This is a genomic window from Angustibacter speluncae, assembly GCF_054777815.1.
Genome location: NZ_BAAHAF010000102.1, coordinates 21901 through 38378 on the forward strand (window position 1 = coordinate 21901; position 16478 = coordinate 38378).

Sequence of the window (16478 nt, forward strand, 5' to 3'; positions counted from 1 at the left end):
TCACCACGTCCCGGGATCGGGCCACCCGAGCCGGTCGGGTAGGGTCGGACCCGCAACGAGTCCTTCAACCTCCGTCCTGCGAGGCGGGGAAGGAGTCGCCTGATGGCGTCCGCACGCGCGCGCTCGGTCCTGGTGGCCGACGACATCTCCCGGGTCCTCACCCGCATCGCCCACGAGATCCTCGAGCGCAACAAGGGCGCCGACGACCTCGTCCTGCTGGGCATCCGCACCCGGGGCGTCCCCCTCGCCCGGCGGCTGGCCGCCGTGGTCGCGCAGGTCGAGCCCGGCACCGCCCTGCAGGCCGGCGCGCTCGACGTCACGATGCACCGCGACGACCTGCGCCGGAACCCCACCCGCACCCTCGAGGCCACCGAGCTGCCCGACGGCGGCGTCGACGACAAGGTCGTGGTGCTCGTCGACGACGTGCTCTACTCCGGCCGCACCATCCGCGCCGCGCTCGACGCGCTGTCCGACCTCGGCCGCCCCCGCGCCGTGCGGCTCGCCGTCCTGGTCGACCGCGGGCACCGCGAGCTGCCGATCCGTGCCGACCACGTCGGCAAGAACCTGCCCACCTCCACCCGCGAGCGGGTGACGGTGCGGCTGACCGAGATCGACGGCGAGGACGCCGTCGTCATCGAGGGCGGCGACGACGCCGCCACCGCGACCGAGGAGGCGACGGCGTGAGGCACCTGCTCTCCGCGGCCGACCTGACCCGCGACGACGCCGTCCGGCTGCTCGACGTGGCCGAGCAGATGGCGGCGACCCAGCAGCGGGCGATCAAGAAGCTGCCGACGCTGCGCGGCCTCACGGTCGTGAACCTGTTCTTCGAGGACTCCACCCGCACGCGCATCTCCTTCGAGGCCGCCGCCAAGCGGCTCTCGGCCGACGTCATCAACTTCTCGGCGAAGGGCTCGTCGGTCTCCAAGGGCGAGAGCCTCAAGGACACCGCGCTCACCCTCGAGGCGATGGGTGCCGACGCGGTCGTCGTCCGGCACGGCTCGTCCGGCGCGCCGCACCGGCTCGCGCACTCGGGCTGGGTGCGCGGCAGCGTCCTCAACGCCGGCGACGGCACGCACGAGCACCCCACCCAGGCGCTGCTGGACGCCTTCACGATGCGCCGGCGCCTCGTCGACGACCCCGCGGGCGCCGACCTCAAGGGCAAGGCCGTCGCGATCGTCGGCGACGTGCTGCACAGCCGGGTGGCGCGCTCGAACGTGCTGCTGCTGCACACGCTCGGAGCCGAGGTCACCCTGGTCGCGCCGCCGACGCTGCTGCCGGTCGGGGTCGAGACCTGGCCGTGCCGGGTGTCGTACGACCTCGACTCCGCGCTGAGCGACGGCGACGGCGTCGACGCCGTGATGATGCTGCGCGTCCAGCGCGAGCGGATGACCGCGCAGGGCGGCGGGTTCTTCCCGTCCGCGCGCGAGTACTCGCGCCGCTACGGCCTCGACACCCGGCGGATGGACCTGATGCCGGACCACGCCATCGTCATGCACCCCGGGCCGATGAACCGCGGCCTGGAGATCACCGCGGAGGCGGCCGACGGCGCCCGCTCCACCATCGTCGAGCAGGTCTCCAACGGCGTCGCCGTGCGGATGGCCGCGCTCTTCCTGCTGCTGTCGGGCGACCAGCCCGCCGAGGAGGTCCTCGCGTGACCGCGTTCCTGCTGAAGGGGGTCCGCCCGCTCGGCGGCGACCCGACCGACCTGCTGCTGCGCGACGGCGTCGTGGCCGAGGCGGGCACCGGCCTGTCGGCCGACGGCGCGCAGGTCGTCGACGCCGACGGGCTCGTCGCCCTGCCCGGCCTGGTCGACCTGCACACGCACCTGCGCGAGCCCGGTCGCGAGGACGCCGAGACGGTCGAGACCGGTTCTGCCGCAGCGGCGCTCGGTGGGTTCACGTCCGTCCACGCGATGGCCAACACCGACCCCGTCGCCGACACCGCCGGCGTCGTCGAGCAGGTCTGGCGGCTCGGCCGCCGCGCCGGTCGCTGCGACGTGCGTCCCGTCGGCGCCGTCTCGGTGGGCCTGCAGGGCGAGCGGCTCGCCGAGCTCGGCGCGATGGCCGACTCCGCCGCGGGCGTGCGGGTGTTCAGCGACGACGGCCACTGCGTCGACGACGCCGTGCTCATGCGCCGCGCGCTCGAGTACGTCAAGGCGTTCGACGGGGTCGTCGCCCAGCACGCGCAGGAGCCCCGGCTCACCGCCGGCGCCCAGATGCACGAGGGGACGCTCAGCGGGGTCCTCGGCCTGGCGGGCTGGCCGGCCGTCGCCGAGGAGGCGGTGATCGCCCGCGACGTGCTGCTCGCCGGCCACGTCGGCGCGCGCCTGCACGTCTGCCACCTGTCCACGGCCGGCTCGGTCGAGATCGTCCGCTGGGCCAAGGCGCGCGGGGTGCAGGTGACCGCCGAGGTCACCCCGCACCACCTGCTGCTCACCCACGAAGAGGTGCGCGGCTACGACCCCGTGTTCAAGGTCAACCCCCCGCTGCGCACCGCCGAGGACGTGCAGGCGCTGCGGGAGGCGCTCGCCGACGGCACGATCGACGTCGTCGCCACCGACCACGCGCCGCACCCCGTCGAGGACAAGGACTGCGAGTGGTCGGCGGCCGCGATGGGCATGACGGGGCTGGAGACCGCGCTGTCGGTGGTCCAGCACGCCATGGTCGACACCGGCCTGCTCGACTGGGCCGGCGTGGCCCGGGTGCTCTCGAGCACGCCCGCCGCCATCGGCCGCGTCGCGGGCTACGACCGCCCGCTCGCGCAGGGGGCCCCGGCGCACGTCACGCTCGTCGACCCGTCGGCGTCGCGGACGGTCGACCCGGCGTCGCACGCCACCCGCGGCCGCAACAGCCCGTACCGCGGCCGCGAGCTGCCCGGCGCCGTGGTGGCCACGTTCTGGCACGGCCACGCCACGGTGCTCGACGGCGCCCTGGCCGACCCCCTCGACGAGCGCGAGCTCGATCGGCTCGCCGGGCTGGTCGGCGCGTGAGCCAGACGCAGGCCGGCCTGCTGCTGCTCCTGCTCGTCCCGCTGCTGTGGGGCCTGATGTGGTGGGGGTGGCGGGGGCGCAGCCGCCGCCAGGCCGCGGTGGCCGCACCGGCGGGCGCGCCCGGCCGGCTCGGCGACGCCGTCGTGGGGCCGCTCGAGGCGGTCTACGTCTCCTCGACCCGGGCCGGCGACTGGCTCGACCGGGTCGTCGTGCACGGCCTGGGCGAGCGGTCGGCCGCGTCGGTCGCCGTCCACCCGGAGGGGGTGCTGGTCGCGCGCACCGGCGCGCCGGACGTCTGGGTGCCGGTCGACGCCCTCGACGACGTGCGGCGCGACCGCGGCGCGGCCGGCAAGTTCGTCGACGCGGAGGGCCTGGTGGTGCTCACCTGGCGCCTGGGCGACGACCTGCTCGACACCTACCTGCGCACCCGGTACGAGGCGGACCGCGAGCCCCTCGCCACCGCGGTGCGCGACCTGCTCGACGCCCGTTCGCAGACGAAGGAGGACACCCGTGGCTGACGCCGTGCTGGTGCTCGAGGACGGCCGCACGTTCCACGGAGCCGCCTACGGGGCAACGGGTTCCACGGTCGGAGAGGCGGTCTTCTGCACCGCGATGACCGGGTACCAGGAGACCCTGACCGACCCGTCGTACCACCGCCAGGTGGTCGTGATGACCTCGCCGCACGTCGGCAACACCGGTTGGAACGACGAGGACGACGAGTCGTCGCGCATCTGGGTGTCCGGCTTCGTGGTGCGCGACCCCGCCCGCCGCTCGTCGAGCTGGCGCGCCAGTCGGGGTCTCGAGGACGAGCTCGCCGCGCAGGGCGTGGTGGGCATCAGCGGCATCGACACCCGCGCGTTGACCCGGCACCTGCGCGACCGGGGCGCCATGCGGGTCGGCGTGTTCTCGGGCGACGCGCTCGCCTCCGAGGCCGAGCTGCTCGCCGTGGTGCGCGACGCGCCGGCGATGGCCGGTGCCGATCTCGCGGCCGAGGTGTCGACCGACGAGCCGTACGTCGTCGAGGCGGTGGGGGAGAAGCGGTTCACCGTCGCGGCCCTCGACCTCGGCATCAAGGGCATGACGCCCGCGCAGATGGCGCAGCGCGGCATCGAGGTGCACGTGCTGCCCGCCACCTCGACCGTCGACGACGTTCTCGCCGTCCGGCCCGACGGGGTGTTCCTGTCGAACGGGCCGGGCGACCCCGGCGCGACCACCGAGGTCGTCGAGGTGGCGGCCGAGGTGCTGCGACGTCGGGTGCCGTTCTTCGGCATCTGCTTCGGCAACCAGCTGCTCGGCCGGGCGCTCGGGCTCGAGACCTACAAGCTGACCTACGGTCACCGCGGCATCAACCAGCCGGTGCTCGACCGCACCACCGGCAAGGTCGAGGTCACCGCGCACAACCACGGGTTCGCCGTGCGGGCGCCCGAGGGCGCGCAGGACGGTGCGCCGTTCGACACGCCGCACGGGCGCGCGCGGGTCTCGCACGTGTGCCTGAACGACGGCGTGGTCGAGGGCCTGGAGTGCCTCGACGTGCCGGCCTTCTCGGTGCAGTACCACCCGGAGGCCGCGGCCGGCCCGCACGACGCCGCCTACCTCTTCGACCGCTTCGTCGACCTCATGCAGAGCGCCGGCGAGCAGACGAGCAAGGAGTCCTGATGCCGCGCCGCGACGACATCTCCAGCGTCCTGGTGATCGGCTCCGGGCCGATCGTCATCGGCCAGGCCGCGGAGTTCGACTACTCCGGCACCCAGGCCTGCCGGGTGCTGCGCGAGGAGGGCCTGCGGGTCGTCCTGGTGAACTCGAACCCGGCGACGATCATGACCGACCCCGGGTTCGCCGACGCCACCTACGTCGAGCCGATCACCCCGGACGTGGTCGAGTCGATCATCGCCAAGGAGCGGCCCGACGCCCTGCTGCCGACCCTCGGGGGGCAGACCGCGCTCAACACCGCGATCGCCCTGCACGAGGCGGGTGTGCTCGAGAAGTACGGCGTCGAGCTGATCGGCGCCAACGTCGCGGCCATCCAGCTGGGGGAGGACCGCGAGAAGTTCAAGGGGGTGGTCGAGCGCTGCGGCGCCGAGTCGGCGCGGTCGGCCATCTGCCACACGATGGACGAGGTGCTCGCCGCAGCAGGCGATCTGGGCTACCCGGTCGTCGTCCGCCCGTCGTTCACGATGGGCGGCCTCGGGTCCGGCTTCGCCCACGACGAGGACGAGCTGCGCCGCATCGCCGGCGCGGGCCTGCACGCGAGCCCGACCACGGAGGTGCTCCTCGAGGAGTCGATCCTCGGCTGGAAGGAGTACGAGCTCGAGCTGATGCGCGACCGCAACGACAACGTCGTCGTGGTCTGCTCGATCGAGAACCTCGACCCGATGGGCGTGCACACCGGCGACTCGATCACCGTGGCCCCGGCGATGACGCTGACCGACAGGGAGTTCCAGCGCCTGCGCGACATCGGCATCGCCGTCATCCGCGAGGTCGGCGTCGACACCGGCGGCTGCAACATCCAGTTCGCGGTCGACCCGGTCGACGGGCGCGTCATCGTGATCGAGATGAACCCGCGGGTCTCGCGCTCGTCGGCCCTGGCGTCCAAGGCGACCGGTTTCCCGATCGCGAAGATCGCGGCGCGGCTCGCGGTCGGGTACTCGCTCGACGAGATCCCGAACGACATCACCGCCGAGACGCCGGCCTCGTTCGAGCCGACCCTCGACTACGTGGTCGTCAAGGTGCCGCGGTTCGCCTTCGAGAAGTTCCCGGCCGCCGACGCCACGCTGACGACGACGATGAAGTCGGTCGGCGAGGCGATGGCGATGGGCCGCAGCTTCACCGAGGCGCTGCAGAAGGCGCTGCGCTCGCTGGAGTCGCCCGGCGCCCTGTTCCACTGGGACGGCGACCCGACCGACCTCGACCTCGACGCCCTCCTCGAGCGGGCCCGCACGCCCACCGACGGCCGGCTGTCGACCGTGCAGCAGGCGCTGCGGGCCGGCGCCACCGTCGAGCGGCTGCACGAGGTCACCGGCATCGACCCGTGGTTCCTCGACCAGCTGGTGCTCATCGAGGAGGTCGCCGACGAGGTCGCAGTGGCCCCCGAGCTGACCGCGGACGTGCTGCGGCGCGCCAAGCGGCACGGCTTCTCGGACGCCCAGATCGGCGCCCTGCGCTCGATGAGCGAGGACGTCGTGCGCGGCGTGCGGCACGCCCTCGGGGTGCGGCCGGTCTACAAGACCGTCGACACCTGCGCCGCCGAGTTCGAGGCGCGCACGCCGTACCACTACTCGTCCTACGACGAGGAGGACGAGGTGGCGCCGAGCGAGCGCCGCAAGGTCGTCATCCTCGGCTCCGGGCCGAACCGGATCGGCCAGGGCGTCGAGTTCGACTACTCCTGCGTGCACGCGGCGTTCGCGCTGCGCGACGCGGGGTTCGAGACCGTGATGGTCAACTGCAACCCCGAGACCGTGTCGACCGACTACGACACCTCGGACCGCCTGTACTTCGAACCGCTCACGCTCGAGGACGTCCTCGAGGTGGTGCACGCCGAGCAGCGCTCCGGCGAGGTGGTCGGCGTCATCGTCCAGCTCGGCGGGCAGACCCCGCTCGGGCTCGCGAGGCGGCTCGAGCAGGCCGGGGTGCCGGTCGTCGGCACCAGCCCCGCCGCGATCCACCTCGCCGAGGAGCGCGGCGCGTTCGGGCGGGTGCTCGCCGAGGCCGGCCTGGTCGCGCCCAAGCACGGCACCGCGTCGAGCTTCGCCGAGGCGAAGCGGATCGCCGACGAGATCGGCTACCCGGTGCTGGTGCGGCCGTCGTACGTGCTCGGTGGGCGCGGCATGGAGATCGTCTACGACGAGGAGTCGCTGGCGTCGTACCTGCTGCGGGCCACCGGCTCAGGCGTCCGCATCACCCCCGAGAACCCGGTGCTGGTCGACCGCTTCCTCGACGACGCCATCGAGATCGACGTCGACGCCCTGTACGACGGCGAGGAGCTCTACCTCGGCGGTGTGATGGAGCACATCGAGGAGGCCGGCATCCACTCCGGCGACTCGGGCTGCGCGCTGCCGCCCGCCACCCTCGGCCTGGCCGAGGTCGCCCGGGTGCGCGAGCAGACCGAGGCGATCGCCCGCGGCGTCGGCGTGCGGGGGCTGCTCAACATCCAGTTCGCCCTGGCCGCGGGGGTGCTCTACGTCCTGGAGGCGAACCCGCGCGCGTCCCGCACGGTCCCGTTCGTGTCCAAGGCCACCGGGGTCCAGCTCGCCAAGGCCTGCGCCCGGGTGATGCTCGGCTCGAGCATCGCCGAGCTGCGGGCGGAGGGGCTGCTGCCGCGCTCGGGCGACGGCGGCACGCTGCCCGCCGAGGCGCCGGTGTCGGTCAAGGAGGCGGTGCTGCCGTTCAAGCGCTTCCTCACCCCGGGCGGCCAGGTCGTCGACTCGGTGCTCGGACCCGAGATGCGCTCGACCGGCGAGGTGATGGGCATCGACGTCGACTTCCCGCGCGCGTTCGCCAAGAGCCAGCAGGCCGCCTACGGCGGGCTGCCGGGCTCGGGGACGGTCTTCGTGTCGGTGTCCGACCGCGACAAGCGGGCGATGCTGTTCCCGGTCAAGCGGCTCGTCGACCTCGGCTTCGACGTGCTCGCGACCGAGGGCACCGCAGCGACGTTGCGCCGCAACGGGATCCCGTCGCGCGTCGTGCGCAAGCACTCGGCCGGCCAGGGCGAGGACGGCGAGCCGACGATCGTGCAGCGCATCCTCGCCGGCGAGGTCGACGTGGTGGTCAACACCCCGTCCGGCCGCTCGGCCCGCGCCGACGGCTACGAGATCCGGGCCGCCACGACGGCGATGGACCGCCCGATCGTCACGACCGTGCAGCAGCTGGCGGCGGCGGTGCAGGGCATCGAGGCCACCACGGGGCAGGGCCTGCCGCCCGTCACCTCGTTGCAGGACCACGCCCGGGCGCTGCACGCGGTGTGGGGCTACGCCGACGACACCGAGCCGGGGGAGGCCCCGTGACCGCCCAGGTGCGGGCCACCGTCCTGGTGAACGAGCCGGCCGGTGCCTACCGGCACCTCGTGCTCGACGCCCCGGACGTCGCGCAGGACGCGCGTCCCGGCCACTTCGTCGCCTGCGCCGTCGGTGGCCCGGAGTCGGCGCTGCTGCTGCGGCGGGCGTTCTCGCTGCACCGCGCCGACCCGGAGCGGGGGACCGTCGAGGTGGTCGTGGCCGCGCACGGCCCCGGCACCGCCGTCCTCGCCGCGACGCCTGTCGGCGCGGCCGTCGACGTCGTCGGGCCGCTCGGACGCCCGTTCCCGCTGCCGGACGCCCCCGCCGACGCCGTCCTGCTCGGCGGCGGCTACGGCTCGGCCCCGCTCGGGTGGCTGGCCGAGGTGCTGCGCGAGGGCGGGTCGCGCGCCCACCTGGTCGCCGGCGCCGCCGACGAGGCGAGGCTGTTCGGCCACGCCGACGCGGCCCGCCAGGCCGACTCGGTCACCGTCACCACGGTCGACGGCTCGGCGGGCACCCGCGGGCTCGTCACCGACGTGCTGCCGGGGCTCGTCGACCAGCACGGCGCCACCGTCGCGTACGCCTGCGGGCCGATGGGGATGCTCCGCGCGGTGCACGAGGTGGCGTCCGGGCTCGGTGTGACGACCTGGCTCGCCGTCGAGGAGTCGATGGCCTGCGGCGTGGGCGTCTGCATGACCTGCGTGCTGCCCGTGGTGGGCACCGACGGCACGACCCGGATGACCCGCTCCTGCGTCGACGGGCCCGTGTTCGACGGCGCCCACCTGCGCTGGGACGCCATCGGCCCGGGTGGCTCCCGGGTCCCGGACGACTGCCTCGGCGCACCGGTCGCGACGGCCGTGCCCGCCCCCGCCACCCCCGCCGCCGGAGCCGCCACGTGATCCCGAACCTCGGTACCGCGAGCGCTCTCGACACGAGCACCACGGTCGCGGGCCTGACGCTCCGCAACCCGGTCATGACGGCGTCCGGGTGCGCGGCCGCCGGGCGCGAGCTCGCCGCGTTCCAGGACGTCGCGCAGATCGGCGCCGTCGTCACCAAGTCGGTGATGCTCCACCCGCGGTCCGGACGGCCGACGCCGCGGATGGCCGAGACGCCGTCCGGGATGCTCAACTCGATCGGCCTGCAGGGGCCCGGCATCGAGTCGTTCTGCGAGCACGACCTGCCGTGGCTGCGCGAGGCCGGTGCCACCGCCGTCGTCTCGATCGCCGGCGGCTCGGTGCAGGAGTTCGCCGACCTCGCCGAGCGGCTCGCGCAGGAGGACGACGTCGCGGCCCTCGAGGTGAACATCTCCTGCCCGAACGTGGCCAACCGCGGGCTGGTCTTCGCCTGCGACGCCGGGGCGTCCCGCGACGTCCTCGCGGCGGTGGTCGAGAAGGCGCGCCCGGGAGTGCCGGTGCTGGCCAAGCTGTCGCCCGACGTCACCGACGTGGTCGCGATCGCCGCCGCCTGCCTGGAGGGCGGCGCCCACGGGCTCAGCGCGATCAACACCCTGCTCGGTCTCGTGGTCGACACCGACACGCTCCGACCCCAGCTGGCGGGCGTCACCGGCGGCCTGTCCGGGCCGGCGATCCGCGCGGTCGCCGTCCGGGTCGTGTGGCAGCTCACCGCCGCGATGCGCGAGGGGCGCCTGCCCACCGTCCCGGTCGTCGGCATCGGCGGTGTGCGCACCGGCCTCGACGCCCTGCAGCTGCTCGCCGCCGGCGCCAGCGCCGTGCAGGTCGGCACGGTGGTCTTCCACGACCCGTCGGCACCGACCCGGATCGCCCGCGAGCTCGCCGACGCCCTCTCCGACAGGGGTTTCGGCGGCGTGGCCGACGTCGTCGGCATCGCCCACACCCCGAGGAGCACCCCGTGACCGGCACCACCGGCGTACCCGTCCCCTTCGGCACGCGGCTGCGCGCCGCCATGGACGAGCACGGCCCGCTCTGCGTCGGCATCGACCCGCACCCGGGGCTGCTGCACGCGTGGGGCCTCGACGACGACGCCGCGGGCCTGGAGCGGTTCGCGCTCACCTGCGTCGAGGCCTTCGCCGGGACGGTCGCCGTCGTGAAGCCGCAGTCGGCGTTCTTCGAGCGGCACGGCTCCCGCGGCGTCGCGGTGCTCGAGCAGGTCGTGGGCGACCTGCGCACCACCGGCACCCTCACCCTCGTCGACGCCAAGCGCGGCGACATCGGCTCGACCATGCAGGCGTACGCCGACGCCTACGCCGGCGCCACCTCGCCGCTCGCGGGCGACGCCGTGACCGTCTCGCCGTACCTGGGCTTCGGGTCGCTGCGTCCGCTGCTCGACCTCGCCCACCTCACCGGCCGCGGCGTCTTCGTCCTCGGCCTCACCTCCAACCCGGAGGGACCGCAGGTGCAGCACGCCACCACGACCGACGGGCGTGCGGTCGCGGCGAGCGTGGTCGACCAGGTGGGGGTCGAGAACGACCGGTACGACGGCGGTCTCGGCTCGGTGGGCCTCGTCGTCGGCGCCACGGTCGGACCCGCGGTCGAGGCCCTCGGCATCGACCTGGTGGGCTCGCGCGCCCCGCTGCTGGCGCCCGGCCTCGGCGCGCAGGGCGGCACGGCCGCCGGTCTGGCCGACGTGTTCGGCAGCGCCCGCGCGCAGGTGCTGCCGTCGTCCTCGCGCGAGGTGCTGCAGGCCGGTCCCGACGTCGCCGCGCTGCGCTCGGCCGCCCACCGCGCCGCGCAGGAGTGCGCGGCCTCCCTGGGCTGACGAGCGGTGCGCGGGCGCGCACCCCGCGACGTCCCGATCGCACCGGTTCGCCGTCGTCTGCCGGGTGTACGGTCGGCGCACCCGCACAGGACGGAGCTCCGCCATCTCCCGCCACCGCAGCCCGCGTCGTCGTCCGCTCCGCCTGCTGGCCGTCGGCCTGCTCGCCTCGCCCCTGCTGGTCGCACCGCTGGCGCAGCCCCTGCCGGCCGCCGAGGCGAGCACCGGGGCGGTGCTCTACGAGTCCGACGGCTGGGCCGGGCAGGCCAGCCGCTCCGTCTCGTACGGCTTCCCCTGGGACGAGCCGCTGGTCGGCGACTGGGACGGCGACGGCGTCGACACCGTCTCGATCCGGCGCGGCAACGAGGTGCACGTCAACAACAGGGTCTTCCCGGCCACCTCGCGGGTGTTCACGTGGGGAGGTGCCGACGACCAGGTGCTGGTCGGCGACTGGGACGGCGACGGCCGCGACGGCCTCGCGATCCGCCGCGGCAACGTCCTGCACCTGAAGAACCGGATGGACGGCAGCCCGACCGAGCGGGTCGAGGTGTACGCCGGGGCGACCGACGAGTTCCTGGTGGGCGACTGGAACGGCGACGGCCGCGACACCTTCGGCGTGCGCCGGGTCGCCGACTTCCACCTGCAGCGCGCGCTCGGCAGCTGGGTGAGCGACGTCGTCCCGTACGGCGGCCCGGCCGACGTGCCGCTCGTCGGCGACTGGAACGGCGACGGTCGCGACACCATCGGCGTGCGGCGCGGCACGGAGTACCACGCCACCAACAGCCTGAACCCGCCGACCACCCACCTGCTGATGCGCTTCGGCGGGGTGCTCGACCGCGCCTTCGTCGGCGACTGGGACGGCGACGGGCGCGAGACGATCGCGGTGCGACGCGGCGGGTACGAGCCGTGGCGGGTGTCGGTGTCGACGGTCACCGCCGCCGACCTGGGGGAGTCGTGGCGCCCCGGCTGCCCCGTCGCCCCGTCCGGGCTGCGCGCGGTGAGCGTGTCGTTCTGGGGCTACGACCGCGAGCCGCGGCAGGGCACGATCGTGGTCGCCGCCGCCGAGGCCCAGGCCGTGGCGGCCGCGTTCGAGGACCTGTACCGGGCGAACTTCCCGATCCACAAGATGTACACCTCGGACCTGTACGGGGGCAGCGACGACGCCCTGGTGCAGAACGACAACACCAGCGCGTTCCTGTGCCGCACGGTGCCCGGGTCCTCGACGATCAGCCAGCACTCCTACGGGCTCGCGATCGACATCAACCCGCTGGTCAACCCGTGGGTGTACTCGGGCGGCATCATCCCGATCGAGGGCGCGGCCTACGCGAACCGCAACCAGACGGCGCCCGGGATGATCCAGCCGAACGACGTCGTGGTCCGCGCGTTCGCGGCCCGCGGCTGGGTGTGGGGCGGGTACTGGACCTCGAGCAAGGACTACCAGCACTTCTCCCGCAACGGCCGCTGACCGCCGGGACGGCACCCCGCCGTTGCCCGGCCGCCCCGGCACTCGCTAGGTTCGCCGGGTCCGCCGTCCGGGGGTGGTGCGCCCTCCCCGCCGACACCCACGAGGTGACCGCACGTGCCCCTGCCCCCGTTGACCCCCGAGCAGCGCGCCGCGGCCCTCGAGAAGGCCGCCACCGCGCGGCGCGAGCGGGCCGAGCTGAAGAACCGGCTCAAGTACGCGCAGGGGTCGCTGGCCGAGGCCATCGCCGAGGGCCAGCGGGTGGAGTCGATCGGCAAGATGAAGGTCAGCGCCCTGCTCGAGTCGCTGCCCGGCGTCGGCAAGGTGCGCGCCCGCCAGGTGATGGACGAGATCGGCATCTCCGAGTCGCGCCGCGTCCGGGGCCTCGGCCCGCACCAGGTCAAGGCGCTCGTCGAGCGCTTCAGCGCCTGAGGCGACGCCGCCCCCACCCGGAGACCCCCGCCCCGTGACCCACCCCTCCCGCCTCACCGTCCTCGCCGGCCCCACCGCCGTCGGCAAGGGGACGGTCTCGGCCGACGTCCGCGCCCGCTACCCCGAGGTCTGGATCTCGGTCAGCGCCACCACCCGGGCCGCCCGACCCGGCGAGCAGGACGGCGTCCACTACCACTTCGTCTCCGAGGACGAGTTCGACCGGATGGTCGCCGACGACGAGCTGCTGGAGTGGGCGGTCGTGCACGGCCGGCACCGCTACGGCACGCCGCGGCGCCCGGTCGAGGAGCGGCTCGCGGCCGGCGCCGCGGCGCTGCTCGAGATCGACCTGCAGGGCGCCCGCCAGGTGCGGGCCTCGATGCCGGACGCGCTGTTCGTGTTCCTCGCCCCGCCGTCCTGGGACGAGCTGGTGCGCCGGCTGGTGGGCCGCGGCACCGAGACCGAGGAGGAGCGCGAGCGCCGGCTGACCACCGCCCGGGTCGAGCTGGCGGCCGAGCAGGAGTTCGACACGACGGTCGTGAACGCCGATGTTCGGCAGGCGAGCGACGATCTCGTACACTTGATGGGACTGCCCACGGCGCGCTGAGCCCTCCCGGCCCGCGCCGTCGACCCCCACAGTTCGGAGAGCACCCAGCGTGTCCGGTACCAAGGCCGCCCCCGAGGGCATCACCAACCCGCCGATCGACGACCTGCTCAAGGTCGCCGACTCCAAGTACGCGCTGGTCATCTACGGCGCCAAGCGCGCCCGCCAGATCAACGCCTACTACTCGCAGCTGTCCGAGGGCCTGCTCGAGTACGTCGGCCCGCTCGTCGAGACCCACGTGCAGGAGAAGCCGCTGTCGGTGGCGCTGCGCGAGATCGACGCCGGGCTCCTCACCTGCGAGGCCGACCCCGACGCGGCCCCCAGCAAGGCCTGAGCGACCACCGTCGCGAGCTGGTCCCCGTGACCGCACCCGAGCACGCTCCCGGTGCCGTCCGCCACGTCGTCCTCGGCGTCGCGGGCGGCATCGCCGCGTACAAGGCCGCCTCGCTGCTGCGGCTGCTCACCGAGGGCGGCCACCGGGTGCGGGTCGTGCCGACCCGCGCCGCGCTCGAGTTCGTCGGCGCCCCCACCTGGGCCGCGCTGTCCGGCCAGCCGGTCGCGACCGACGTCTGGGACGACGTGCACGAGGTGCCGCACGTGCGGCTCGGTCGCCAGGCCGACCTGGTCGTGGTCGCGCCGGCCACCGCCGACCTGCTGGCGAAGGCCGCCCACGGCCTGGCCGACGACCTGCTGACGAACACGCTGCTCACCGCCACCTGCCCCGTGCTCCTCGCCCCGGCGATGCACACCGAGATGTGGCAGCACCCCGCCACGGTCGCCAACGTCGCCATGCTGCGCGAGCGCGGCGTGCACGTGCTCGAGCCCGCCGTCGGCCGGCTCACCGGCGCCGACACCGGACCCGGGCGGCTGCCCGAGCCCGACGAGATCCACGCCGCCGCGCTGGCGCTGCTCGAGGCCGCCCGCGGTCCGTCGTCGGCGGGCGACCTCGCCGGGCGGCACGTCGTGGTCAGCGCGGGCGGCACCCGGGAGCCGCTCGACCCGGTCCGCTTCCTCGGCAACCGCTCGTCCGGCAAGCAGGGGTACGCGCTGGCCCGCACGGCGGCCGCGCGCGGCGCGCGGGTCAGCCTGGTGGCGGCGAACGCCGAGCTGCCCGACCCGGCCGGCGTCGACGTCGTGCGGGTGGGCTCGGCCCTGGAGCTGCAGCGGGCCGTCACCGCGCTGGCCGGGGAGGCCGACGTCGTGGTGATGGCGGCCGCGGTGGCCGACTTCCGTCCGGCCGAGGTCGCTGAGCACAAGATCAAGAAGCAGGACGGCACCGACGACGCCCCGACGATCACCCTCGTCCGCAACCCGGACGTGCTGGCCGACCTGGCGGCGCACCGCCGGCGTCCCGGCCAGGTCGTCGTGGGGTTCGCCGCCGAGACCGGCGACGAGCACGGCGACGTGCTCACCCACGCCCGCGCCAAGCTGGCCCGCAAGGGCTGCGACCTGCTGGTCGTGAACGAGGTCGGCGCCGGCAAGGCGTTCGGCACCGACGACAACACCGTCACCCTGCTCACGGCCGACGGCGGCGCCACCCGGGTGGGCCCCGCGTCCAAGTACCGGGTGGCGGACGCCGTGTGGGACGCCGTCGTCCAGCGGCTACAGTGACGCGTCGTCGCACGCCCCCGTCCCGGGGAGCGGGCGGCCCGCCGACTCCCCGTGCACGCAGCGTGCCGCGGGAACCGATCACGCGAGGAGCACCGTGAGCACGTCCGACCTGCGCCTGTTCACCTCGGAGTCCGTCACCGAGGGGCACCCGGACAAGATCTGCGACCAGATCTCCGACGCCATCCTCGACGACCTGCTCGGCCAGGACCCCGCGAGCCGCGTCGCCGTCGAGACGATGGTGACCACCGGCCTGGTCCACGTCGCCGGCGAGGTGAGCACCAACGCGTACGCCGACATCCCCAGCCTGGTCCGCGAGACCGTGCTCGGCATCGGCTACGACTCCTCCGACAAGGGCTTCGACGGCCGCTCCTGCGGCGTCGAGATCTCGATCGGCGCGCAGTCCTCCGACATCGCCCAGGGCGTCGACAAGGCGTACGAGAGCCGGGTCGAGGACGGCACCGACCCCTACGACCTGCAGGGCGCGGGCGACCAGGGCCTCATGTTCGGTTACGCGTGCACCGACACCCCCGAGCTGATGCCGCTGCCGATCTGGCTGGCGCACCGCCTCTCGGAGCGGCTCACCGCCGTCCGCAAGGAGGGCGTGGTGCCCTACCTGCGTCCCGACGGCAAGACGCAGGTCACCATCGGCTACGACGGCGACCGCGCGGTCAGCATCGACACCGTCGTGCTGTCGACCCAGCACGCCGCCCACGTCAACCTCGAGACCCTGCTCGCGCCCGACATCCGCGAGCACGTGATCGACCCGGTGCTCGCCACCGTCGAGCTCGACGCCTCGAACGTGCGCACCTTCATCAACCCGACCGGCAACTTCGTCATCGGCGGCCCGATGGGCGACGCCGGCCTCACCGGCCGCAAGATCATCGTCGACACCTACGGCGGCATGTCCCGCCACGGCGGCGGCGCCTTCTCCGGCAAGGACCCGTCGAAGGTCGACCGCTCCGCCGCGTACGCCACCCGCTGGGTCGCCAAGAACGTCGTGGCCGCCGGCCTCGCCGACCGCTGCGAGGTGCAGGTCGCGTACGCGATCGGCAAGGCGCACCCGGTCGGCCTGTACGTCGAGACCTTCGGCACCGAGAAGGTCGACCCCGCCGCGATCACCACGGGCATCAAGGAGGTCTTCGACCTGCGCCCCGCCGCGATCGTCGCCGACCTCGACCTGAAGCGGCCGATCTACAAGGCGACCGCCGCGTACGGCCACTTCGGCCGCGAGCTCGAGGGCTTCACCTGGGAGCGCACCGACCGCGCCGACGCGCTGAAGTCGGCCGTCGGGGCCTGACCCCCGCCGCAGCCCCACCGGCCCCGTCACCGCCCGCCGCGGTGACGGGGCCGTCTGGTTGGGTGAGCCCGTGAGCGGGGACGGGCGGTGAGCGAGGAGGGTGCGGGCGAGCAGCTCGAGCTGCTGCGCTCCACCGTCCGCGGCCGCCGCCCGAAGCCGGCGAAGGCCCTGGCCGAGGTCGACCCGGTCGCCCGGGTCGTGCTGCAGGTGCCGCTCGCCCACCTCGACCGGCCGTTCGACTACGCGGTGCCCGCCGACCTGGCCGAGCGCGCCGTCCCCGGCGCGCGCTGCGCGGTGCGGCTGGCCGGCCAGCAGGTCGACGGCTTCGTCGTCGAGCGGCTCGCGCGCAGCGAGCACGAGGG

At 74.5% G+C, this 16478-nt stretch carries 16 protein-coding genes; all 16 read left to right on the plus strand.

Annotated features, from left to right (window positions below; all coding sequences use genetic code 11):
- The first annotated feature begins 102 nt into the window (after positions 1-102).
- Positions 103-684, plus strand: coding sequence for a bifunctional pyr operon transcriptional regulator/uracil phosphoribosyltransferase PyrR (gene pyrR / locus ACYVKY_RS12900; RefSeq protein WP_460435395.1), 582 nt, complete (start codon positions 103-105; stop codon positions 682-684).
- Positions 681-1655: an aspartate/ornithine carbamoyltransferase family protein gene (locus tag ACYVKY_RS12905; protein ID WP_460435396.1), complete on the plus strand. Its 975-nt coding sequence runs from the start codon at positions 681-683 to the stop codon at positions 1653-1655. The genes pyrR and ACYVKY_RS12905 overlap by 4 nt, the downstream gene beginning before the upstream one ends.
- Complete coding sequence (locus ACYVKY_RS12910) at positions 1652-2989, plus strand: dihydroorotase (RefSeq protein ID WP_460435397.1); 1338 nt, start codon at positions 1652-1654, stop codon at positions 2987-2989. The genes ACYVKY_RS12905 and ACYVKY_RS12910 overlap by 4 nt, the downstream gene beginning before the upstream one ends.
- The gene (locus ACYVKY_RS12915) at positions 2986-3507 is read left to right on the plus strand and encodes a PH-like domain-containing protein (protein WP_460435398.1); all 522 of its coding nucleotides are present in this window, start codon (positions 2986-2988) and stop codon (positions 3505-3507) included. The genes ACYVKY_RS12910 and ACYVKY_RS12915 overlap by 4 nt, the downstream gene beginning before the upstream one ends.
- Positions 3500-4645, plus strand: coding sequence for a carbamoyl-phosphate synthase small subunit (gene carA, locus ACYVKY_RS12920; RefSeq protein WP_460435399.1), 1146 nt, complete (start codon positions 3500-3502; stop codon positions 4643-4645). The genes ACYVKY_RS12915 and carA overlap by 8 nt, the downstream gene beginning before the upstream one ends.
- Complete coding sequence (carB, locus tag ACYVKY_RS12925) at positions 4645-7989, plus strand: carbamoyl phosphate synthase large subunit (RefSeq protein WP_460435400.1); 3345 nt, start codon at positions 4645-4647, stop codon at positions 7987-7989. The genes carA and carB overlap by 1 nt, the downstream gene beginning before the upstream one ends.
- A complete protein-coding gene (locus tag ACYVKY_RS12930) occupies positions 7986-8879 on the plus strand; it encodes a dihydroorotate dehydrogenase electron transfer subunit (RefSeq protein WP_460435401.1) in 894 nt (297 codons plus the stop codon). Before carB ends, ACYVKY_RS12930 begins: the two co-directional genes overlap by 4 nt.
- A complete protein-coding gene (locus ACYVKY_RS12935; RefSeq protein ID WP_460435412.1) occupies positions 8879-9853 on the plus strand; it encodes a dihydroorotate dehydrogenase in 975 nt (324 codons plus the stop codon). Before ACYVKY_RS12930 ends, ACYVKY_RS12935 begins: the two co-directional genes overlap by 1 nt.
- Positions 9850-10716, plus strand: a complete 867-nt coding sequence (gene pyrF / locus ACYVKY_RS12940) for an orotidine 5'-phosphate decarboxylase (RefSeq protein ID WP_460435402.1) — start codon at positions 9850-9852, stop codon at positions 10714-10716. The genes ACYVKY_RS12935 and pyrF overlap by 4 nt, the downstream gene beginning before the upstream one ends.
- A 64-nt stretch (positions 10717-10780) precedes the next feature.
- Complete coding sequence (locus ACYVKY_RS12945) at positions 10781-12178, plus strand: M15 family metallopeptidase (protein WP_460435403.1); 1398 nt, start codon at positions 10781-10783, stop codon at positions 12176-12178.
- Positions 12179-12292: 114 nt separating this feature from the next.
- A complete protein-coding gene (mihF, locus tag ACYVKY_RS12950) occupies positions 12293-12607 on the plus strand; it encodes an integration host factor, actinobacterial type (RefSeq protein ID WP_460435404.1) in 315 nt (104 codons plus the stop codon).
- Between the two features lie 34 nt (positions 12608-12641).
- A complete protein-coding gene (gene gmk / locus ACYVKY_RS12955) occupies positions 12642-13211 on the plus strand; it encodes a guanylate kinase (RefSeq protein WP_460435405.1) in 570 nt (189 codons plus the stop codon).
- A 49-nt stretch (positions 13212-13260) separates the two neighbouring features.
- Positions 13261-13542 carry a DNA-directed RNA polymerase subunit omega gene (gene rpoZ, locus ACYVKY_RS12960; protein ID WP_460435406.1) on the plus strand — a complete coding sequence of 94 codons (282 nt, stop codon included), beginning with the start codon at positions 13261-13263 and terminating at the stop codon, positions 13540-13542.
- 26 nt (positions 13543-13568) lie between these two features.
- Positions 13569-14819, plus strand: coding sequence for a bifunctional phosphopantothenoylcysteine decarboxylase/phosphopantothenate synthase (gene coaBC, locus ACYVKY_RS12965; protein WP_460435407.1), 1251 nt, complete (start codon positions 13569-13571; stop codon positions 14817-14819).
- 94 nt (positions 14820-14913) lie between these two features.
- Complete coding sequence (gene metK / locus ACYVKY_RS12970) at positions 14914-16116, plus strand: methionine adenosyltransferase (RefSeq protein ID WP_460435408.1); 1203 nt, start codon at positions 14914-14916, stop codon at positions 16114-16116.
- A gap of 87 nt (positions 16117-16203) precedes the next feature.
- Positions 16204-16478, plus strand: a 275-nt coding sequence (locus ACYVKY_RS12975; RefSeq protein ID WP_460435409.1) for a primosomal protein N' family DNA-binding protein, incomplete at its 3' end; no start/stop codon positions are given.